At 71.5% G+C, this 20,268-nt stretch carries 24 protein-coding genes and 1 tRNA gene; 15 read left to right on the top strand and 10 right to left on the bottom strand.

Features of this window, described 5'->3' with window-relative positions; all coding sequences use genetic code 11:
* Both VLI41_RS15060 and VLI41_RS15055 read right to left on the bottom strand, forming a co-directional pair.
* Window positions 1-206, bottom strand: a 206-nt coding sequence (locus tag VLI41_RS15060; protein ID WP_325268901.1) for a hypothetical protein, incomplete at its 3' end; no start/stop codon positions are given.
* 145 nt (window positions 207-351) lie between these two features.
* The gene (locus VLI41_RS15055) at window positions 352-486 is read right to left on the bottom strand and encodes a hypothetical protein (RefSeq protein ID WP_325268900.1); all 135 of its coding nucleotides are present in this window, start codon (window positions 484-486) and stop codon (window positions 352-354) included.
* Window positions 487-570: 84 nt separating this feature from the next.
* On the opposite strand from VLI41_RS15055, the gene VLI41_RS15050 reads away from it, so the two are divergent.
* The 5 genes from VLI41_RS15050 (at window position 571) to VLI41_RS15030 (ending at window position 5,536) form a co-directional block, all read left to right on the top strand.
* Window positions 571-1,401 (top strand): DUF4118 domain-containing protein, encoded by an 831-nt coding sequence (locus VLI41_RS15050; protein ID WP_325268899.1) that lies wholly within the window; start codon window positions 571-573, stop codon window positions 1,399-1,401.
* Between the two features lie 84 nt (window positions 1,402-1,485).
* The gene (locus VLI41_RS15045) at window positions 1,486-3,462 is read left to right on the top strand and encodes a potassium transporter Kup (RefSeq protein WP_325268898.1); all 1,977 of its coding nucleotides are present in this window, start codon (window positions 1,486-1,488) and stop codon (window positions 3,460-3,462) included.
* 52 nt (window positions 3,463-3,514) lie between these two features.
* Window positions 3,515-4,666: a hypothetical protein gene (locus VLI41_RS15040; protein ID WP_325268897.1), complete on the top strand. Its 1,152-nt coding sequence runs from the start codon at window positions 3,515-3,517 to the stop codon at window positions 4,664-4,666.
* An 81-nt stretch (window positions 4,667-4,747) separates the two neighbouring features.
* Window positions 4,748-5,014, top strand: coding sequence for a hypothetical protein (locus VLI41_RS15035; protein ID WP_325268896.1), 267 nt, complete (start codon window positions 4,748-4,750; stop codon window positions 5,012-5,014).
* 48 nt (window positions 5,015-5,062) lie between these two features.
* Window positions 5,063-5,536 carry a DUF202 domain-containing protein gene (locus tag VLI41_RS15030; protein WP_325268895.1) on the top strand — a complete coding sequence of 158 codons (474 nt, stop codon included), beginning with the start codon at window positions 5,063-5,065 and terminating at the stop codon, window positions 5,534-5,536.
* Between the two features lie 9 nt (window positions 5,537-5,545).
* Here the strand turns inward: VLI41_RS15030 and cysK are convergent, their stop codons facing one another.
* Window positions 5,546-6,604, bottom strand: coding sequence for a cysteine synthase A (cysK, locus tag VLI41_RS15025; RefSeq protein ID WP_325268894.1), 1,059 nt, complete (start codon window positions 6,602-6,604; stop codon window positions 5,546-5,548).
* A 72-nt stretch (window positions 6,605-6,676) separates the two neighbouring features.
* The gene (locus tag VLI41_RS15020; RefSeq protein WP_325268893.1) at window positions 6,677-6,868 is read right to left on the bottom strand and encodes a hypothetical protein; all 192 of its coding nucleotides are present in this window, start codon (window positions 6,866-6,868) and stop codon (window positions 6,677-6,679) included.
* 290 nt (window positions 6,869-7,158) lie between these two features.
* On the opposite strand from VLI41_RS15020, the gene VLI41_RS15015 reads away from it, so the two are divergent.
* Window positions 7,159-7,470, top strand: a complete 312-nt coding sequence (locus tag VLI41_RS15015; RefSeq protein WP_325268892.1) for a hypothetical protein — start codon at window positions 7,159-7,161, stop codon at window positions 7,468-7,470.
* A 55-nt stretch (window positions 7,471-7,525) separates the two neighbouring features.
* Here the strand turns inward: VLI41_RS15015 and VLI41_RS15010 are convergent, their stop codons facing one another.
* Window positions 7,526-7,747 (bottom strand): hypothetical protein, encoded by a 222-nt coding sequence (locus tag VLI41_RS15010; protein WP_325268891.1) that lies wholly within the window; start codon window positions 7,745-7,747, stop codon window positions 7,526-7,528.
* Between the two features lie 88 nt (window positions 7,748-7,835).
* Between VLI41_RS15010 and VLI41_RS15005 the strand changes: the two genes are divergently transcribed.
* Window positions 7,836-8,327: a hypothetical protein gene (locus VLI41_RS15005; RefSeq protein ID WP_325268890.1), complete on the top strand. Its 492-nt coding sequence runs from the start codon at window positions 7,836-7,838 to the stop codon at window positions 8,325-8,327.
* Between the two features lie 46 nt (window positions 8,328-8,373).
* Here VLI41_RS15005 and VLI41_RS15000 read toward each other — a convergent pair whose 3' ends face one another.
* Together VLI41_RS15000 and VLI41_RS14995 are read right to left on the bottom strand one after the other, a co-directional pair.
* Window positions 8,374-8,898 carry a thioredoxin family protein gene (locus VLI41_RS15000; protein WP_325268889.1) on the bottom strand — a complete coding sequence of 175 codons (525 nt, stop codon included), beginning with the start codon at window positions 8,896-8,898 and terminating at the stop codon, window positions 8,374-8,376.
* Window positions 8,899-8,959: 61 nt separating this feature from the next.
* Window positions 8,960-9,646: an RNA polymerase sigma factor gene (locus VLI41_RS14995; protein WP_325268888.1), complete on the bottom strand. Its 687-nt coding sequence runs from the start codon at window positions 9,644-9,646 to the stop codon at window positions 8,960-8,962.
* 157 nt (window positions 9,647-9,803) lie between these two features.
* On the opposite strand from VLI41_RS14995, the gene VLI41_RS14990 reads away from it, so the two are divergent.
* The 5 genes from VLI41_RS14990 to VLI41_RS14970 all read left to right on the top strand — a co-directional run bounded on the left by VLI41_RS14990 (window position 9,804) and on the right by VLI41_RS14970 (window position 15,163).
* The gene (locus tag VLI41_RS14990) at window positions 9,804-10,328 is read left to right on the top strand and encodes a DUF4142 domain-containing protein (RefSeq protein ID WP_325268887.1); all 525 of its coding nucleotides are present in this window, start codon (window positions 9,804-9,806) and stop codon (window positions 10,326-10,328) included.
* A 4-nt stretch (window positions 10,329-10,332) separates the two neighbouring features.
* Window positions 10,333-10,671 carry a cupredoxin domain-containing protein gene (locus VLI41_RS14985; RefSeq protein ID WP_325268886.1) on the top strand — a complete coding sequence of 113 codons (339 nt, stop codon included), beginning with the start codon at window positions 10,333-10,335 and terminating at the stop codon, window positions 10,669-10,671.
* A gap of 186 nt (window positions 10,672-10,857) precedes the next feature.
* On the top strand, window positions 10,858-11,823 hold the full coding sequence (locus VLI41_RS14980) for a CsgG/HfaB family protein (protein WP_325268885.1): 966 nt from the start codon (window positions 10,858-10,860) through the stop codon (window positions 11,821-11,823).
* Window positions 11,824-12,230: 407 nt separating this feature from the next.
* Window positions 12,231-12,923, top strand: coding sequence for a Crp/Fnr family transcriptional regulator (locus tag VLI41_RS14975; protein ID WP_325268884.1), 693 nt, complete (start codon window positions 12,231-12,233; stop codon window positions 12,921-12,923).
* A 116-nt stretch (window positions 12,924-13,039) separates the two neighbouring features.
* Entirely contained in the window at window positions 13,040-15,163 is a 2,124-nt protein-coding gene (locus VLI41_RS14970) for a M13 family metallopeptidase (protein WP_325268883.1), read from the top strand.
* Between the two features lie 22 nt (window positions 15,164-15,185).
* Here VLI41_RS14970 and VLI41_RS14965 read toward each other — a convergent pair whose 3' ends face one another.
* Window positions 15,186-15,878 carry an SDR family oxidoreductase gene (locus tag VLI41_RS14965; protein ID WP_325268882.1) on the bottom strand — a complete coding sequence of 231 codons (693 nt, stop codon included), beginning with the start codon at window positions 15,876-15,878 and terminating at the stop codon, window positions 15,186-15,188.
* Between the two features lie 29 nt (window positions 15,879-15,907).
* Entirely contained in the window at window positions 15,908-16,957 is a 1,050-nt protein-coding gene (locus VLI41_RS14960; RefSeq protein WP_325268881.1) for a class I SAM-dependent methyltransferase, read from the bottom strand.
* Window positions 16,958-17,030: 73 nt separating this feature from the next.
* Between VLI41_RS14960 and VLI41_RS16840 the strand changes: the two genes are divergently transcribed.
* Window positions 17,031-18,089, top strand: a complete 1,059-nt coding sequence (locus VLI41_RS16840) for an alkane 1-monooxygenase (protein ID WP_414692571.1) — start codon at window positions 17,031-17,033, stop codon at window positions 18,087-18,089.
* Here the strand turns inward: VLI41_RS16840 and VLI41_RS14950 are convergent.
* Window positions 18,040-18,114 (bottom strand) — tRNA-Gly (locus tag VLI41_RS14950). The two genes, VLI41_RS16840 and VLI41_RS14950, sit on opposite strands and share 50 nt — an antisense overlap.
* 148 nt (window positions 18,115-18,262) lie before the next feature.
* On the opposite strand from VLI41_RS14950, the gene VLI41_RS14945 reads away from it, so the two are divergent.
* Both VLI41_RS14945 and VLI41_RS14940 read left to right on the top strand, forming a co-directional pair.
* On the top strand, window positions 18,263-19,351 hold the full coding sequence (locus VLI41_RS14945; protein WP_325268902.1) for an NADH:flavin oxidoreductase: 1,089 nt from the start codon (window positions 18,263-18,265) through the stop codon (window positions 19,349-19,351).
* 150 nt (window positions 19,352-19,501) lie between these two features.
* Entirely contained in the window at window positions 19,502-20,089 is a 588-nt protein-coding gene (locus VLI41_RS14940) for an HD domain-containing protein (RefSeq protein WP_325268879.1), read from the top strand.
* The last annotated feature ends 179 nt before the right edge of the window (window positions 20,090-20,268 follow it).

Genomic DNA, 20,268 nt, shown 5'->3' with positions numbered 1-20,268 from the left:
GCTGCGCCGCTGGCCGCGACGGCGTTCGCCCAGACCCCCGGCGCGCCGACGGCCGCGACGGCGAGCCCGCCCACCAACGGGGCGACCGAGACCGAAAGCACGGGAACCGTCAGCGCCGGCTCGCCGGCCACGCGGCCGGGCGCCGCGCCCGGGACCGTCGGCGCGGGCGGGCTCACCACCACCAGCCGCGGGGTGGTCGGGACCACCACCGATCCCCTGCCGCCGCCGCTCGCCGCCTCGCCGAGCGGCGCGGCCCGGCCCGCGGCGGCCCGCGTCGCGAGAGCCGCCGCGACGGGGCCCCGTCACGCGGTCCGGCGCCATCACAGGCATCGGCGCAGGCCGCGCGCCTGATCAGCGCCAGCTGAGCACCAGCAGGAACAGCGCCCCGGCGGTGAAGCCGCAGCAGGCGAGGAAGGCGGCCACCGCCCAGCGCGAGGGCTGCGCCCCGCGGGTCACGGATCGGCCGACGATGTCTTCCTCGGGCATGGCTTGGTAACGGCCAGGCCGCGGGATCGTTCTCTTGCCCCGATCGGGCTAAGCTGGCGCGACGTCCCTGCCGGAGCCGCCCGCGTGGCGAAGATCGTGCGCATGCCGCCCATCCCGAAGCCCGGCCGCCGCGTCGCGCCCGCCGCCGGCTACGCCGCGGCGCTGGCGCTGGTCGCAGCCGCCGCGCTCGCGGGCTTCATCGTCGAGCACCTGGAGCCCACCTCCAGTATCGCCCTGGTGTTCGTGCTGCCGGTGCTGGCGGCGGCCCTGAGCTTCGGCTGGGGCCCGGCGCTGCTGGCGGCGCTGGCCGGGGCGCTCGCCTTCGACCTGTTCTTCACCGAGCCCAAGGGCTCGCTCACCATCGCTTCGCCGGCCGACGTCTGGGCGCTCAGCCTCTTGCTGGTGGTCGCCGCCATCGCGAGCACCGTCGCAGCCGAGTCGCGCCGCCGCCGCCTGGCCGCCCAGCTCGCGGCGGATCGCGCCGAGGCGCTGAACGGCCTGGCCAGGCTGGTGATCGAGGGCGCGCCGCGCCGGCGCATCCTGCAGGCCGCGGCCGAGGCCCTGTTCCGCATCTGCGGCGCGCCCGCCGTCGTCCTCCTGGAGCGGGCCGACCGCCTTGAGGTCGCGGCCATGGCCGGCGGGGCGGAGCTGAGCGCCTTCGACGGCGAGGCGGCGCGCTGGACGCTGGCGCATCGCCGCGCCACCCGCGCCCAGGCCTTCCCGTTCGACGCCGCGGAGTTCGACCTGTGGCCGATCGGCCGCCGGTTCGGCCAGGGGCTGGCGCTGGGCGTGCGCAACCCCTCCGGCGAGGGCAGGCTCAGGGACGAGCGCGCGCCGCACGTGCAGCTGGTGGGCGCCTATGTCGCCGCGGCGCTCGCCCAGGCGCCGGCCGCCGTCGGCTCCGCCGGGAGCTGAGCTCGATATCGCTTGCTGCGGCGCAGCATCGGGCGTAAAGCGCCGCCGCCGCGCCCGAAGCGGGCGCTCTGGAGCGCGAGTCGCATGGCGGACGACACCACCGTCGCCGCGTCTCAGCCGCAGGATCGAGAGGCAGTGACCAACCACCCGGCGGGCCGCGGCCCACCGACGGGCGCGCGCTTCTGGACCCTGGCCCTGGCCAGCGCGGGCGTGGTGTTCGGGGACATCGGCACGAGCCCCCTCTACGCCTTCAAGCTGGCGCTCGCCGAAGCGGCCCAGAACGGCGTCACTCGCCCAGCGATCCTGGGGGTGCTGTCGCTGGCGCTCTGGGCGCTGATCCTGGTGGTGACCATCAAGTACGTCCTCTTCCTCATGCGGGCGGACAACAACGGCGAAGGCGGCGTCCTGTCGCTGATGGCGCTCGCCCAGCGCAGCGTGCGGGCCCGGACGACGCTGCTCTTCGCGCTGGGAGCGATAGGCGCGGCGCTGTTCTACGGCGATGGCATCATCACGCCCGCGATCTCGGTGCTCTCCGCGGTGGAGGGCCTGAAGTCGGTGAAGGGCTTCGCGGGCTGGTTCGGCGAGGAGGAGGTGATCGTCGTGGCCCTCGTCATCCTGACCGCGCTCTTCGCCTACCAGTCGCGGCGCACGGCCAAGGTGGGCCGCATCTTCGGGCCGGTGATGGTCGTCTGGTTCCTGGTGATCGGCGGCCTGGGGGTCTGGCGGCTGATCGGCGATCCGAGCGTGCTGGCGGCGATCTCGCCGACCTATGCGGCCGGCTTTCTGCTGCATCACGGCGTCGTCGGCTTCCTGGTGCTGGGCGCCGTCTTCCTGACCGTCACCGGGGCCGAGGCGCTCACCGCCGACATGGGCCACTTCGGCCGCGGGCCGATCCAGCTCTCCTGGCTGAGCCTGGTGTTCCCGATGCTGGCGCTCAACTACTTCGGCCAGGCGGCGCTCGCCTCCACGGCGCTCGCCCACGCCCAGGCCGCCCACCACCGGCTTGCGAATGACGACTGGTTCTTCCTGATGGCGCCCGGCGACTGGCGCATCGGCCTCGTCCTGCTCTCGGGGCTCGCCACCATCATCGCCAGCCAGGCGGTGATCACCGGCGCCTTCTCGCTGACCCAGCAGGCGGTGCAGCTCGGCCTGCTCCCGCGCATGGACATCAAGGTCACCTCCGCCACCGAGGCAGGCCAGATCTACGTCGCCTCGATCAACTGGCTGCTCTACGCCGGCGTGGTCCTGCTGGTGCTGTCGTTCCGCTCGTCCGACGCGCTCGGCCACGCCTATGGCATCTCCGTCACCGGCACGATGGTGGTCACCACCTCGCTCGCCTTCGTGGTTGTCCGCAACTACTGGAAATGGAGCCTGCCGCTGTCGCTGGCGCTGATCGCGCCGCTGCTGACCCTCGACCTCACCTTCTTCGCGGCCAACATGCTGAAGGTGCTGACCGGCGGCTGGGTGCCGCTGACGCTGGGCGGGGCGCTGTGCCTGATCATGGCCACCTGGGTGCAGGGCTCCGACGCGTTGCGGGCGAAGATCACGCGCGACGGCCTGCCGCTCGACGACATGCGCAAGATCATCGCCGCCCGCTCTCCGACCCGCATCCCCGGCACGGCGGTCTATCTCACCGGCGATCCCGAGAGCGCGCCGCCCGCGCTGATGCACAGCCTCAAGCACTACCGCGTGCTGCACGAGCGCAACGTGATCCTGAACGTCGTCAACGAGCCGATGCCCTACGTGCCGGAGGAGCGCCGGATCGAGGCGCGCCAGCTCGACGAGAACTTCTGGAGCGTGACCCTGCACTACGGCTACATGGAGACGCCGAACGTGCCCCGCGCGCTCGCCGCCAGCCGCAAGGTGGGGCTGAAGTTCGACATCATGGCGACCTCCTTCTTCCTCTCGCGCCGCTCGCTGGTCGCCGGCGCCGCCTCCGTGATGGCCGCCTGGCGCGGGCGGCTGTTCCGGTTCCTGGCGAGGAACGCGGCCGATCCCACCACCTATTTCCACCTGCCGCCCGGCCGCGTCGTCGAGCTCGGGACGCAGATCACGCTGTGACGCGCGGCGGGGCGGCGCGGAACCAGCCTGGTGTCCGCCGGTTCGCCGACGGATGCCGTTCGTCTTCCGTCTGGAGCAGGCCGCCGGCGCGGCGCTGACCGCGGTCACCCTGGCCGACGTGTTCCTCAACGTGCTCTACGCCCGGGCCGGCATCGCCATCGTCAGCAAGCCCCTGGCGCACGCAGTGCGCGACCTGTTCCTGGTCCTCGGCCGCCTGGCCGGGCGGCATCGGCCGCGGGTGCTCTCCTTCTGCGGCCCGACGCTGGTCGTGGCGCTGCTGGTCACCTGGGCCGCCTCGCTGGTGGTGGGCTCGGCGATGATCATCCATCCGGTGCTGGGCGGGGCGGTCCGCGCCGACGTCCCCGGAGCCGGGCGCGATTTCGTGACCGCGCTCGACGTGGCCGGCGGCACGATCGCCTCGGTGGGCCCGGCGCCGTTCTTCGCCGCCACCGCGCCCTACAAGCTGGTCCTGCTGTTCGATTCCTTCCTCGGCATCTCGGTGATGACCCTGGCCATCACCTACCTGATGCAGCTCTACGCGGCGCTCAAGGCGCGCGACGAGCTGGCGCTCAAGGTGGAGCTGATGACCCGGCAGACCGGCGACGCCGCCCGCCTGGTCGCGGGACTCGGGCCCGAGGGCCGCTTCGAGACCGGCTATGGCGTGCTGGCGGAGCTCGCCGCCGAGCTGTCGCGGGTCAAGGAAGCGCACCACCTCTACCCGGTGCTGTTCTACTTCCGCTTCCCCCAGGCCTATTACGAGCTCTCCCGCTTCACCCTGGTGCTGCTCGACGCCGCCGCCATCATGCGCGCCGCGCTCGACGAGCGGGCGGCGGGCTGGCTCAAGCGCTCGGCGGCCTTCGAACACCTGGAGCGCGGCGGCCTGGTGCTGATCGACACCCTGCGCCGGGTCTATCTGAGGGACGAGGGCGCGCCGCCGGAGCCTCCCGACGCCCGGCAGGCGGCGGCCTGGCGCGGCCGCTTCCAGCGCGCGGCCGCCCACCTGCGCGCCGCCGGCCTGCCGGTGCGCCGCGACCTCTCCCGCTGCGCCGGCGAGTACGTCCAGCTCCGCAGCCGCTGGAACGACCCGCTGTTCCGCCTCGGCGGGGCGATCGGCCACGAGCCGCAGGAGATCGATCCGGCCCTGCACGAGCCCGACCGCCGCCCGCCGCCGCCGCAAGCCGCCACCGCCGTGGTGCTGCACTAGCGCCCCAAGGCCCCGCTTCCCGGAACGGCGATATCGTGCCTATCGTTGACTCCGCGAGGCCAGTTTATCGGGAGGAACCGCATGGCTGCCGGACGTCCGTCGACCCCCAATCCCAGCGACCAGGCGATCCTGGCGCACGAACGCACCTACAAGACGTTCAACATCATCCTGCGCTGGTGCATGACCCTGCTCGCGGCCGTGATCGCCTTCACAACCCTGTGGTTCGCCACCGACGCCGGCTTCGTCTGGGGCGCGATCGTGGGCCTGATCATCCTGTTCGTGGGCTACAACTTCCTCGTCAAGCACGAGGAGCATCAGCCGCTGGACGTCTGGACCGAAGGCCGCTGAGCGCAGGTCCGGGAGCCTGCGGCCGCCCTGGCGGGTTCTAGGGCCCGGATGAGCGATCCGACGCCGAAGCCGCCCGCGCCGCTGCGCAAGAGCGCCGAGCGCCTGGCCGACAGCGCCCGCGTGCTGAAGAGCAGCGCCGTCGAGCAGACCGACGCCGCCGACCGGCGCACGGTGCTGGCGGGCACGCGCACGGTGCTGGCCGCCGAGCGCACCTACGCGGCCTGGGTGCGGACCGCGCTCGCCGCGCTCGCGTCCGGCGTCGGCGCCCCGGCGCTGCTGGGCGCCCTCATCCCCCACTGGCTCGCCCGCGCCACCGCCTCGGTGCTGATCGTCTTCGCCGGCTTCTGCCTGGTCGCCGCGGTATGGCGCCAGATGTTCGAAGGCGTGCCGCCGCCGACCCCCGACGTGCGGCCGATCCCGCACGGACTGCTGGTGGTGCTGAACGGCTTCCTGCTGCTGGTGGCGCTCGCCGCCCTGGTCGGCGTGTGGGCCGCCGACCTCAGGCATCCGTCGCTGGGCTGAGCCCTCGGCTCACGCCGGCTCGGGCTGCGGGGCGGGGAAGATCGGGCTGGAGCGGCCGATCTGCGCCTCCTCGGGCGACATCTCCAGCGCAATGTCGGCGAACAGCGGCGTCGAGAGGTAGCGCTCGCCGGTGTCCGGCAGCATGGCCAGGATGTTGGCGCCGGGCTTGGCCTCGGCCGCGACCTGCAGCGCGGCCGCGAAGGTCCCGCCTGAGGAGATGCCGCAGAAGATCCCTTCCCGGCGCGCCAGCTCCTGGCTGCAGCGGATGGCGTCGGGCCCGGCGACCGCCAGCACCCGGTCGATCAGCTTCTCGTCCACCGCCTCGCTGGTGATCTCCGGGATGAAGTCCGGCGTCCAGCCCTGCATCGGGTGCGGCTTCCAGGCCGGGTGCTTGGCCGAGGGCGTGCCGTCCGGATTGCGCGCCTGGCCCTCGCCGGAGCCCAGCAACTGGGCGTCGGCCGGCTCGCAGACCACGATCTTGGTCTTCGGGCTCTCCTTCCTGAGCACGCGGGCGACGCCGGTCAGCGTCCCGCCGGTGCCGTAGCCGGTCACCCAGTAGTCCAGGCCGTCCGCGCCGAAGTCCTTGAGGATCTCGCGGGCCGTGGTGCGCGAGTGCATGTCCGGATTGGCCTCGTTCTCGAACTGGCGGGTCATGAACCAGCCGTTGCGCCTGGCGAGGTCGACGGTCAGATCGACCATGCCCTTGGCGCCCATCGCCGGCGGGGTCAGCACCAGCTTGGCGCCCAGGAAGCGCATCAGCTTGCGCCGCTCCGCCGAGAAGCTCTCGGCCATCACCAGCACCAGCGGATAGCCCTTGGCGGCGCAGACCATGGCCAGGCCGATGCCGGTGTTGCCGCTGGTCGCCTCGATCACCGTCTGGCCGGGCTTCAGCTCGCCGGATTTTTCGGCGGCCTCGATCACCCCCAGCGCCAGGCGGTCCTTGACGCTGCCCAGCGGATTGAACGCCTCCACCTTGACGTAGAGGTTCACGCCCTTGGGGCCGAGCCGGTTGATCCGCACCACCGGCGTGTTCCCAACCGTGCCCAGGATGTCGTCGAACTTGGCCATTGCGCGCCCTTTCCCACCTCGAGCCGACCTCGCGGTCCTGGCTCGAACTGCGTGCGCAAGAGCGGCGTTCTGTCAATCCGCGGCGGGCGCCTCCGGCGCCTCCGGCTCGCCCGCGAAGCCCGCCTCCGCCTGCTGCAGCCGCAGCTCCGCCAGGGTGAAGAACGACTCGCGGATCGCCGGCTCGAAGCAGCCGTCGGCGATCTCGGCTGCTTCCAGGGCGCGGCGGATATATTCCTGCGGGCTCGCCGTCGCGGGCTCGGCCATCGCTTGTCTCCTGCAGGTCGTGGCTGCTGAAATCCGCCGAGCTCCGCCCCGGTTCCAGGGCCGCGAAGCTCCCGCGTTCGTGATCCGGCGCGTTGGAAACGAAGCGCCGCGTCGGACATTTCCTGCGCCGGAGCGGCGGTCACGACGCCCCCCCGAACACCGCCCGCCGCCGTTCCGGCCCCGGCCTCCCCTCGAGCGGAGCGCCGGGGCCTTTCGCGTCCCGGCTCCCGGCAGGAACCTCGGCGGCGCTCGCGCACTGACGCCCTCGGGACAACACGGAGACGGACGGCATGACCAAGGTCCTCATTGCGAGCCTCGCCGCGGGCGGGCTCATCCTCAGCTCGGCTTCGGCGCTGGCGCAGACGCGGACGGAGAAGGGCGCGGCGGTCGGCGGCGTCGCGGGCGCGGTGGTCGGCGGGCCGGTGGGAGCCGCGGTCGGGGCCGGCGTCGGCACGGTGGCCGCCAAGGCGACCGGCGGCTCGAGCGGCTCTGCGACCCCCCGCCATCGCCGCCATCACGCCAGGCGCCATCACCACGCGGCGACCACCACCACTACGACGACCGAGACCGCCCCCGCCACCAACGGCACGGCCCCGCACTAGGCTGATTTCCTCCCCACGGGGCAGGGTGGAGGGGGCTTCCGCTCGGGAGGTCCGTTCAGCCGCCGAGCTGGGCCTCGACGGCCTCGAGCTCGTCCCTGATCCAGTCGTGGCCGCGGGCGACCAGCACGCCCTCGATCGCCGAGACGTGGCCCCTGAGCCGCTCGCGGATCTCGGGATCGACGTCGCTGCGCCCGGCCATCCACTTGGTGACCAGCAGCAGGCCGAACGCCGAGTGCAGCGCCAGCCGCTCCATGTCCTCGTCGGAAAGCCTCGCCATGCTCGAGCTCCTTCGGCTGCGCCGTCAGCAAACCATGAACGCGCGAGCTGCGCGATGGGCTTTGACGCCGGCGGCCGGACGCGCTCACATGGCGCCGCTTCAGCCGGAGATGTTGCACATGCCGGGCCGGATCGGAACCGCCGCCGCCGCGGGTCTCGCGCTGCTCGGCCTCGCCGCCCCGGCCGCCGCCGCCCCGCCCAGCTACGCCGAGTTCTGCCGCGTGCTCAGCGCCGCTGTCGAGGCCAGCCCCGGCCGCTTCGAGGCGGTCAAGGGCCCGCCGCACGAGGCCGGCTTCGCCACCACGCTCAGGCCCGCAGACGAGGCCGACGGCTTCCATTGCGCCATCCAGCCGGCCGGCGAGCGCCCGCTGATGCTCGCCTGCGTGGCCTACGTGCGCGCCGAGGGCCTCGACGGCTGGGCGCACGAGTGCCTGGCCGGCTGGCGGCGCGACAGCGACGGCCAGGCGGTCGCCTTCTTCGCTCCAGCAGCCCGGCGCACCCTGGTCCTCATCGCCCCCTACCGCGGCGGACCCTACGCCAGCACCATCGCCGTCCTCGAGGCGCCGGGGCCGACCACCTGAGGCGCCGGCCGCGAGCCACGTCTTGCCGGGGCGAGGAGCGGACCGATCAGCGCACCCACTGCGCCAGCCAGTCGGCGAGCGCCTGGGGCGTCATGTGACGGGCGTCGGCGAGGGCGGCTTCGTGACCGGGATCGAGCAGCCTGTCGGAGCGCGGATCGACGATCAGCAGGGCTGGCACGCCTTCCAGGCGCTTGGTGAGGCCGTAGCGGGCCGGCACCTGCAGGTTCTTGTCGAAGCGGCCCACGTCGACCATGACGATTTCGTAGTGCCGGTCCACGAAGGCCCGCAGCTCGGGACGCTGCAGGGTCCCCGCCAGCACCCGGCAGTCGCCGCACCAGTTGCCGCCGAGGTCGATGAGCAGGAGCTTGCGGGTCTTCAGCGCGCGCGCCTTGGCGCGGGCGACGGCGGCGTCGCTCGCCTTGGCGCCCAGCGCCTCGTCATAGGGATAGGGCAACGGCGTCTTCAGCTCGGCGAAGCTGGCGATGCCGAGCTTCGGCGGCGCGACGGCGGCCGTGGCGAGGCTCGGGCCGGCCAGCCCAAGGACGGCGGCGAACGCGGCGGCGCGGTTCATGCGGAGCTCCGGGTCTGTCCGCGCCTATCTAGGGGGTTTTCGGCGCGGCTGCACGCGCGGCTCAGAGCCTCATCCGCTGCAGCACGCCGGCGGTGATGCGGTCGCAGCGGGCGCCGAGGAACGGGAAGGCCCCGGTCAGCGCGCCCGACAGCTGGTCGTCCAGGCTCTTGCGGAGCAGCCGGCGCGCGCGGTGCAGCCGGGTCTTCACCGTCTCGGGCCGCACGTCGAGGTTGCGCGCGGTCTCCTCGATCGAGCATTCCTCGATGTCGCGCATCACGAACACCAGCCGGAACGCCTCCGGCAGGTCGTCGACCGCGCGCTCGAGGAGCCGCCGCGCCTCGGCGCGCGCGGCGTCGCGCTCGGGATCGCCCGAGCCAAAAGCTGAGGGGAACATCAATATCCGTCCGGTGTCGGCCTGGGCGGCCTCAAGCGCCGCCAGGTCCACGGTGTCGCGCCGCTTGCGCAGGCGGCCGTGGGCCTCGTTGAGAACGATGCGGGTGAGCCAGGTGTAGATCGAGGCCTCGCCGCGGAAATCGGCGAGCCGGGTGAAGGCCCGCACATAGGCCTCCTGCAGCACGTCCTCGGCCTCGCCCTCGTCGCGCACCACGGCGCGGGCGATGCGGAACAGCCGCTGGTTGCCGCGTTTCATGATCGCGGCGAAGGCCTCGCGCCGGCCGGCCTTGGCGAGCGCCACGAGCTCGGCCTCCGGCAGCCTGGCGTAATCGACGACTTCGGTTGCGACGGTCATCAAGGCCCCTTTTGCTCCCCTACCCTGCTTCGATGCGGCGCGCCGGGCAAGGTTCCCAAGGCCCTCGGGAACCTTCGGCGGCCGAAACAGTCCAATGTTCGCTGGGAGCGGAGCCACAAGGGACGGGCACTGACGCCCCCGCAGAGGAGACAACCAGATGATCCGAAGGACTTTCCTGGCGGCCGCGGCGCTCGCCTTGGCGCTGCCGGCGGCCGCTCTGGCCCAGGGGGCCAAGCCCAACGACGCACAGATCGCCCACATCGCCTACACGGCCGGCAATATCGACATCGCCGCCGGCAAACAGGCGCTGAAGAAGTCGCACAACAAGCAGGTGCTGGAGTTCGCCAAGGAGATGGTCCGCGACCACACCGCGGTGAACGACAAGGCCCTGGCGCTGGTCAAGAAGCTCGGCGTCACCCCGCAGGACAACCCGACCAGCCAGTCCCTGAAGGCCGCCGCCGACGCCAAGCTGAAGGACCTCGCCAAGCTTTCCGGCAAGGCGTTCGACAAGGCCTACGCCAACAACGAGGTCGCCTACCACAAGACGGTCAACGGCGCCCTCCAGTCGACGCTGATCCCGGACGCCCAGAACCCCGAGCTGAAGAGCCTGCTGCAGACCGGGCTGAAGCTGTTCACCGAACACCAGCATCACGCCGAGATGCTGGCGGCCGGCCTGAAGTAGGCCCATGGGCGCCGTCTCGCGCAGCATGGCGGCGGCGGCCGGCCTGGCTCTGCTGAGCCTGGCCGCCTGCAACCGCGCCGCCCCGCCGGCGCCCAAGACCTACCCGGTGACCATCGCCAACATGGCCTATGGCCCGACGCCCACCGGGCTGAAGGCCGGCGACGCCATCGAGTGGATCAACGACGACATCTTCCAGCACACCGTGACCGCCCAGGACGGCAGCTTCGACGTGGACCTGCCGCCCAAGGCGCATGCGCGCACCGTGCTGAAGACGCCCGGCGTGGTGAGCTTCTACTGCAAGTACCACCCGGGCATGACGGGCAAGCTGGTGGTGGCGGGCTAGAGCACCTATTCCCCCTCGCTCGCGCCCTCGCCGGCTGGCGAGCCCCGGACCGGACGTCGCCAATGCCGGTCCGGGCGCTTCGTCGCGGGCGCCCGCGAGCGCACCGACGCCATCTCCCGCTTGACCCCGGCGCGGCGGCGGATACCGTTGGTCTTCCGCTCTCAGCGGGTAAATCTGGGGGTTCAGATGCGTATGATTTCCGCCGCCGCGGCAGCCGTTAGCCTGGCCGCCGCGCTCGCCGCCGCACAGCCGGCCGCCGCGCAGTACGGCATGGACAAGAAGAAGCCGTCCGGCACGCCGGAGATGCCGCAGTGCGCCGCCCCGCTCGGACGCGCCGCGATCCGCGAGCCGGACCACGACTGGTGGACGCCGCTGGGCCTGTCGCATCCCGAGACCCTGCTCAAGCTGTTCGCCTCGCGCTCCAACTGCCTGCGGATCGTCGACCGCAACATGGGCCTGGCGATGCGCCGCGAGGAGGCCGAGCTCAACTCGTCGGGCGACCTCCGGCGCGGCTCGAACATCGGCAAGGGCCAGGTCGCCGCCGCCGACTTCTTCATCATCCCCGATATCGCCAACTCGAACTCCAACGCCGGCGGCAACAACGTCGGCGCCGCGGTGGGCGGGCTGCTCGGCAGCCGCTTCGGCCCGGTGGGCGCGCTGGCCGGCGGATTCCGCAGCAAGCGCTCGGAGGCGCAGGCGCTGATCACCCTGGTCGATGCGCGCACCACCGAGCAGCTCTATGTGGCGGAAGGCACCGCCCAGAAGACCGACGTCGGCTTCGAGCTGGGCGGCGGCAGCTACGGCTGGGGCGGTTTCGCGGCCGCGGCCGGCGGCGGCTATTCCAACACCGAGATCGGCAAGGTGATCTCGGCGGCCTACTTCAACGCCTTCATCGACCTCGTGCACCACCTGCAGGGCGGCGCGGTTCCCACCGGCGCACAGGCCAGCGCGGCGGCCGGGTCGCAAGGCTATCGCGTCACCCAGGCGACCATCATCCGCATCACGCCCTCGACGAAAGCCAAGCCCATGCGCAGCGTCAGCGTGGGCGACACGGTGTTTCCCACCGGCCAGAAGAACGGCATCTGGTGGGAGGTGGACGACGAGAACGGCAACCGCGGCTGGATGACCTCGACCACCATCACCGCGCACTGACCGCGGCCGACCGGTCGTCGAACAGGTCGTCCCACCAGCCGGTCGGGATCGGCGCCCCTCGCCTGCGCCGCGATCCGGCCGAACGTCAGCCGGAATCGCGCGTGGAGCGATCTTTCTTCCAGGCGTCGGAAGACCGGCTGAGTGATTCGCTTTATCAAAAAGCAAGTTGGTGCTGATTCGGCGTCCTAAGCCTCGATAGATATAGTTGCGTCGGCTCTTCGACATTCCAGCGCGGCCGCGAAAATCCAGAATTCTGTAGTTCTTCGCACAATGTTTTCTGCGGATTGGCAGATATCTTCGAGGAAGTGTCGAGTTCTCGACAGTCTTTGCCACCCTGCGTCGATAACTTGGAAACCGAAGCCGCATGGCGACGTTTCCTAGCCCCGATGCAGAGGCCATATTCCGCGTTGCAAAACCTGCTGCTCGCCTCCCTTCCCGCCGAAGACCAGGGGCTTCTCGCGCCACACCTCGTGCAGATCGAGCTGGAGCGCGGCCGGCTGCTGTACGATCCCGGCGATCGGGTCGAGCAGGTCTATTTCCCCCACGACGGCGTCATCTCGATGATGACCCTTATGGAGAGCGGCGCGGCCATCGAGAGCGCCACCATCGGGCGTGAAGGGGCGCTGGGCATATCGGCGGCCGTCTCGCCGCGGCAGTCGCTGGTGCGGGCGATCGTGCAGACGCCGACCAGGGCGGCGCGCATCAACGCCGTCCCGCTGCACGAGGCGTGGGAAAGGAGCCCGCGCCTGCGCGAGCTCGTGGATCGGCACGGCGAGGCCCTGTTCGGCCACGCCATCCAGTCGGTGGCGTGCAACGCCCTGCATTCTGTCGAGGCGCGGTTCTGCCGGTGGCTGCTCACCTGCCATGACCGCATCTCCACCGACACCGTCGCGCTGACCCAGGAGTTCCTGGCCGACATGCTGGGCGTGCAGCGCACCACGGTGACGGCGGTCGCCCGCGCGCTGCAGGAGAAGGGCGCGATCCGCTATCGGCGCGGGGTGGTGGACATCATCGACCGGCCCGTCCTGGAGGCCCTGGCCTGCGAGTGCTACGGCGTGATCCGGCGCACCTACGAGCGGCTGCTGCCGGAAGCTCGCTGAGCCTCGTGCGCCTAGACGCCGCGGTCTCTTGCGCCGGGGCCGTTTTTCCACTTTTGATGCGCGCTCGCGGGCGAAAACATCGTGACCCGCGCTGTTGGCGAACCGCCGGGGGCGAAATGAGGCCAGTGCTGAGGAACCTATTGCTTTCCGCCGCGGGCGTCGCCGCGCTGGCCCTGAGCGCCGATCCGAGCCTCGCGGCCAAGACCCACCATCCGGCGGCGAAGCATGTGGGCAAGGCGGCCGCCGCGCCCAAGGCCCAGGTCAAGATCGACCAGCCGCCCCCGACGCCGAAGTACGGGACCTGGGGCTTCGACACGACGGGCATGGATCCCGCGGTCAAGCCTGGCGACGACTTCTACGGGTACGCCAACGGCAAGTGGGACGCGCGCACGCAGATCCCGCCGGACCGCACCCGATACGGCAACTTCGACAAGCTCATCGAGCTCTCCGAGGCCCGGGTGCACGCGATCCTCGAGGAGGCCCAGGCCGGCCTTCTGAAGGACCCTGACGCGGCGAAGATCGGCGCGGCCTACGCCTCCTTCATGAACGAGTCGCTGGCCGACAAGCTGGACGCGAGGCCGCTGGCTCCCGAGCTCGCCCAGGTGAAGGCGGTCACGACCAAGGCGCAGTTCACCGCCCTGATGGGCAAGGCCAACACGACCGGCTTCGCAAGCATCCTGCCGGTGAGCATCGACATCGACGAGAAGAGCCCCAAGCGCTACGCCGTCTACGCTGAGACCAGCGGCCTCGGCCTGCCGGATCGCGACTATTACCTGCAGGCCTCGTTCGCCGACAAGAAGGCCAAGTACCTGGCCTATGTGCAGCAGATGCTGACCATGATCGGCTGGCCCAAGCCGGCGGAAAACGCCAAGCAGGTGGTCGCCTTCGAGGATCGGCTGGCGGAGGCGACCTGGCCGCGCACCGAGCGGCGGGACCGCGACAAGACCTACAATCCGGCCACGCTGGCCGAGCTGCAGGCGATGACGCCCGGCTTCGACTGGAAGCGCTATCTGGCCGGAACCGAGCTGCCGGCCAATCTCGACCGCATCGTGGTGACCACCAACACCGCGTTTCCGAAGTTCGCCCAGATCTATGCCGGCACTCCGCTCGAGACGCTCAAGGCCTGGCAGGCCTTCCACGTCGCCGACCGCGGCGCGCCCTACCTCTCGAAGCGCTTCGCCGACGCCCATTTCGAGTTCCACAACAAGACCCTCGCAGGCCAGCCGGAGCAGCAGCCGCGCTGGAAGCGCGCGGTGGCCTTCACCAACCGCGCCATCGGCGAGAGCGTGGGCCGGGTCTATGTCGCCCGCTACTTCCCGCCCGCGTCCAAGGCCAAGATGGATGCGCTGGTGGGCGACATCCAGGCCGCGCTCAAGGCGCGCATCGAGAAGCTCGACTGGATGAGCCCGCAGACCAAGGCCCGCGCGCTGGAGAAGCTCGCCAAATTCACCGTCAAGATCGGCTATCCGGTGAAGTGGCGCGACTACGCCAGGCTGTCGCTTTCCCCCACCGATCTCTTCGGCAACGTGCTGCGGGCCGGCGCCTTCGAGTGGCGGCGCGACGTGGCGCGGCTGAACGGGCCGGTGGACAAGACCGAGTGGGGCATGACGCCCCAGACGGTGAACGCCTATTACAACCCGGTGAACAACGAGATCGTGTTCCCGGCCGCGATCCTGCAGCCGCCGTTCTTCGATCCCGACGCGGATCCGGCGATCAACTACGGCGGCATCGGCGGGGTGATCGGCCACGAGACCAGCCACGGCTTCGACGACCAGGGCCGCAAGTCCGACGGCGACGGGGTGCTGCGCGACTGGTGGACGCCGGAGGACGCGGCGAAGTTCAAGGTGGAGGCCGAGAAGCTGGCGGCCCAGTACTCCGCCTTCGAGCCCTACCCGGGCGCGCACGTGAACGGCCATCTGACGCTCGGCGAGAACATCGGCGACATGGGCGGCGTCTCGCTGGCGCTGGACGCCTACCACGCCTCGCTGAAGGGCAGGCCCGCGCCGGTCGTCGACGGGACGACGGGCGACCAGCGGGTGTTCCTCGGCTGGGCGCAGGTGTGGCGCGAGAAGATGCGCGAGGACCGGGGCAAGCAGCTCTTGGTGGTCGATCCCCACTCGCCCTCGCGCTACCGGGTGAACGGCACGCTTCGCAATGTCGACGGCTGGTACCGGGCGTTCGACGTCAAGCCGGGCGACAAGCTCTACGTCGCACCCGCCGACCGCGTGCGGATCTGGTGAGGCGCGCGCCTCGCCCCGGGCCTCACCAGGGCAGCTCCGCGCCGGCGTAGTCGCGATAGCCGCCGCTGGTGGCCGGCGACAGCTCGGCGATGCGCTGGCGAAGGCCGCGGACGCTGGTCTCCGGCGTCAGCGGCGCGCCGCGGCCGCCCATGTCGGTCTGCACCCAGCCGGGGTGGAAGATGCCGACCGCGATCCCGTCGGCGGCCCAGTCGCGGGAGAGGCCGCGCATGGCGTTGTTGAGAGCGGCCTTGGACGAGCGGTAGGCATACCGGCCGCCGCTGTTGTTTGCCGTCGAGCCGAGCTGGCTGGTGATCGCCGCCAGCTTCCTCTCCCGGCCACGCTTCAGGTTGTCGTGCAGCGCCTGAGCGATCAGCACCGGGGCCACCGTGTTGACCCGGAAGGCCTCGAGCCAGCCGCGCGCGTCGATCTTGCCGGCCGACTGCTCGCGCGGCCCGCCGACGCCGGCGTTGTTGACGAGGATGTCGATCGGCTCCTCGCCCAGCACGGCTTTCAGCGTGGCGATGGACTCCTCGTCGGCCACGTCCAGCGGCAGGATGCGCACGCGCCCGCCGGAGCTCTGGGCCAGTTCGCCCAGCGCGGCGGCTTCGTTTGGGCGGCGGCAGCAGGCGATCACCGCCGCGCCCTCGGCGGCGTACTGGCGCACGAACTCCAGGCCGATGCCGCGGTTCGCGCCGGTGACGAGGACGGTGGTCATGGAGCGGTCTCCCTAGGAGCAAGCCTCTGTCAGTATCGGATCGCCGCCTGCTGCACCCAGCCCGGCGCAGTCAGCAACGGCTTGGCGCGGCGTGGACGCAGGCCGGCGGCGGCCTGCCAGCCGGCCATCTCGGCGACCGTCCAGGTCCGGACGCCGGGCCGGCTCTGCAGGGCGAAGTAGAGCCCGAGCAGGGCCGGCGCCCAGCCCGCGCGCCCGGACGGCTCGGCGCGCGCCGGCTCCTGGATCACGAAAGCCCCGCCGGGCTTCAGCGCGCGCGCCACGCGCTCGGCGAGGTCGCGGTTCTGGCCGTCGTCCAGGTGATGGGCGAGGTTGGACATCAGCACCAGGTCGTAGCGCTCGGATCCGAGGTCGGCTGTCGTCGCGTCGCCGGCCCGATGCACGACCCGCTGGCCCAGCCCCTCGCGGGCCAGGATCGGCGCGGCCGCCTCGACCGCCTCGGGCAGGTCCATGACCTCGGCGCTCAGGCCGGGATGGCGACGGCAGAGCTCCGCGGCGTAATGGCCGTGCGAGCCGCCGATGTCGAGCATCAGCGTGGCGCCGCGCCGCACAGGCGTTCGCCGGGCGACCTCGCCGCCCGCCACCTGCGCCAGGGCGCGCATGCCGCGGTGATACAGATCGAGCTCCGCAGCCGAGATCGCGTCGTGGAACTCCAGCGGCAGGCCGGTGCGCACGAAGGCCTCCAGCTCTTCCAGCCAGCGCCATTCGATCACCTGCAGCAGCAGCTTGTCGCGCACAGAGGCCGGCGCATCGGCCAGCAGCCATTTGCGCGACCGGCCGGTGAGCGCGAACCCACCGCCCCGGCGGCGCAGGTAGCCGCAGGCGGCGAGCGCCTCCATCAGCAGCCCGGTCGGACCCGGCGCCGCGCCGCAGGCGGTGGCCACGGCCTCGACGCCCAGCGGTCCCTTGGCCAGGGCGTCGAACACCCCGAGCTCGGCGCCCGCCATCACGGTCCGCGCCAGCAGCATCGCCGCGTGGGTGTCGACGATCGGCTCCGGCACGAGCCCGAGCTTCAGCGCCAGCCATTCGAGGGGCGTTTCGGGGATCGCGCCGATTTTCATCCGATGCACCTCAACGGATTGCAGCCATGTACGTTTCCGCAAGCGAGGGGCCGGAGATCCGCGCGAGGGCCGCATGGCGGCGCTGAGATATTGCACGCCGTTCGCCTTCCTGGCCCTGCTTCCTTTGGGAGCCTGGCTCGGCGGCGGCTGGACGCTCGCCCCGGCGATCGCCACGCCGCTGGCGCTGACCAGCCTCGACGCGGCGTTCGGCGACGAGCACGAGCCCGCCGGCGCGGGGGCGGGGCCGGCGCACCGGCTGATCCTGTGGCTCTACATTCCCCTGCAGCTCGCCGCCTTCGCCTGGGCCGCGGCGGTGGCCGCGCGCCCGGCCACGAGCCTCGCCGAGGCGGCGGGCCTGGCGCTCTCCGCCGGCGTCACGCTGGGCGTGTTCGGCTTCGTCGCCGCCCACGACATGATCCACAGCCGCTCGCGGGCCGAGCGGGCGCTGGGGCTCGCGCTCTTGGGCGCGGTCTTCTACATGCACTTCCGCATCGCCCACGTGCACGGCCACCATCGCCGGGCGGCGACCTGGCGCGATCCCGCCAGCGCCCGGCTGGGCGAGAGCCTCTACGCCTTCCTGCCGCGCTCGATCGTGGGCCAGTTCGCCGAGGCCTGGGGCTTCGAGGCGGATCGCCTGCGCCGCGCCGGCCGCGCCGCCGTCGGTCCCGGCAACCGGGTGCTCGGCTACCTGGCGCTGGAAGCGGGGCTTCTCCTGGTCCTGGGCCTTGTCAGCCTCCGCGCCCTGGCTTTCGTGGCGGCCACAGCCCTGATCGCCGTCGCGCTCCTGGAGAGCTTCAACTACGTGGCCCACTATGGCCTCACCCGCCGCCTCGCGGCCTCCGGGCGGCCCGAGCCGCTGGGCCCGCAGCATTCCTGGAACTCGGCGCGCCGGATGAACAACGCCGCCCTGTTCAACATGGGCCGCCACAGCGACCACCACCGCCTGACCCAGCGCCCGTACCAGGCGCTGGAGCCCCTGCCCGGCGCCGCCGAGCTGCCGGCCGGCTACGCCGGCGCGCTCCTGACGGCGCTGATCCCGCCGCTCTGGCGCCGCATGATGGACCCGCGCGCGCGGACGGCGATGGAGCGGGCGATGGGAATCGAACCCACGACATTCAGCTTGGGAAGCTGACGTTCTACCTCTGAACTACGCCCGCATCGCAGGCGCGATGCATAGCGGCTCGGGCCGCGGGCCTCAAGCGCGGCGCCGATCGGTCGCGGAGGCGGGGTTTGGCGCCCTTGCGGAAGGGGCGCTATGACCCATCTCTCAAACAAGCGTTCGAGGGGAACTCCAGCTTGACCGATGTGCTCACGCCGCTGACCTTCGCCCACGGCCCGGCGATGAAGAACCGCTTCGCGCTGGCCCCGCTCACCAATTTGCAGAGCCATCCCGACGGCGTTCTGTCCGACGAGGAGTTCCACTGGCTGACCCTGCGGGCCAAGGGCGGCTTCGGCATGACCATGACCTGCGCCGCGCACGTGCAGCGCCAGGGCCAGGGCTTCCCGGGCCAGCTCGGGGTGTTCGGCGAGGAGCACCTCGCCGGCATGACCCGGCTCGCGAAGACCATCAAGGCCGACGGCTCGGTCGCGGTCGTGCAGCTGCACCACGCCGGCATCCGCAGCCCGAAGGATCTGATCGGCCAGGCGCCGGTGGGGCCCTCCGATGACGAGGCGACCGGCGCGCGCGGGCTCTCCACGGCCGAGGTCGAACAGCTCGTCGAGGATTTCGTCGCGGCCGCCCATCGGGCCGAGCGGGCGGGCTTCGACGGCGTCGAGATCCACGGGGCGCACAGCTACATCCTGTGCCAGTTCCTCTCCGAGGGGCTGAACCGGCGAACCGACCGCTATGGCGGCACGCCGGAGAACCGCAGCCGGGTCGTCAAGGAGGTCATCGCCGGCATCCGCGAGCGCTGCCGGGCCGACTTCTCGCTGGGCCTGCGCCTGTCGCCGGAGCGCTTCGAGCTGAAGCTGCCGGAGATCACCGCGCTGGCCCAGGAGGTGATGTCGGAGGGCCGGATCGACTACCTCGACATGAGCCTCTGGGACTACGCCAAGGAGCCCGCCGACGAGGCGTTCCAGGGCCGCACCCTGATGAGCTACTTCACCGAGCTCGACCGCGGCAAGGTGCGGCTGGGCTGCGCGGGCAAGATCATGAGCGGGGCCGACGTGCGCGCCTGCCTCGAGCGGGGCATGGACTTCGTGTTCCTGGGCCGCGCCGCGATCCTGCACCACGACTATCCGAAGCTCTACGCCGCCGACCCGGACCTCGAGCCGATCGCCCGCCCGGTCCCGGAGGCGCACCTGCGCGCCGAGGGCCTGTCGGAGCGGTTCGTGGGCTACATGCGCTCCTGGAAAGGCTTTGTGGCCGAGCCCGAGAAGGAAGCCGCGGAGTAGGCCCTCTCCGCTCGTCCCCGCGCAGGCGGAGACGCAAGCGGCGTCGAAACCGGAACTCAGCTTGGATTCCCGCCTTCGCGGGAACGAGCGGGATTGAATTGAAACCCTGCTGGCGTCACCCTCCCGGCAGGAAGTTCACAGGAGGCCGCCATGGCCGACGACGCCGCCATGCAGACCCGCGCCAGGTTCCACGCCATGACCGAGGGCACGGCCGAGGACTGGCAGGCGATCGGCCGCGCCAGCGCCGCGCACCGCGGCGAGCACGTCGACCGCATCCTCGCCCACCTGGAGCTGCTGAAGGGCGATCATGGCGGCTTCGCCGTCGACCGGCTGGAGCACTCGCTGCAGACCGCCACGCGCGCCCACCAGGACGGCCGCGACGAGGAGTACGTGGTCTGCGCGCTGCTGCACGACATCGGCGATATCCTGATGCCGGCCGAGCATGCCGAACTGGGCGCCTGCATCCTCAAGCCCTACGTCTCGGAGGCCAACCACTGGATGGTCGAGAAGCACGGCGTGTTCCAGGGCTACTACTTCTTCCACCACATCGGCCTCGACCGCGACATGCGCGAGCAGTTCCGCGGCCACCCGCACTTCGAGCACTGCGCCCAGTTCTGCCACCTCTATGACCAGAGCGCCTTCGACCCCGCCTACGAATCGATGCCGCTCGCCGCGTTCGAGCCGATGCTCAGGCGGGTCATGGCGACGCCGAAGCGCTCGATCTACCTGCGGGATTGACGCGTCTCGCGCCTCTCCCGCAAAGCGGGAGAGGTGACGCGGCGCTAGCGCGGCGCGCCGCCGGCGCTGACGCCGGTGGTCCCGTAGTCGATGCCGCTGTCCTTCCGCGGGCCCTGGCCGAAGCTGTAGGTGAGCATCACGAACACCGCGCGCAGCTTCACCCGCGTCTGCATGCGGTC

Source organism: Phenylobacterium sp., from assembly GCF_035475775.1.
GTDB lineage: Bacteria > Pseudomonadota > Alphaproteobacteria > Caulobacterales > Caulobacteraceae > Phenylobacterium.
Note: the sequence above shows the minus strand (reverse complement) of the source record. Positions and strands in the feature narration are given on the sequence as shown.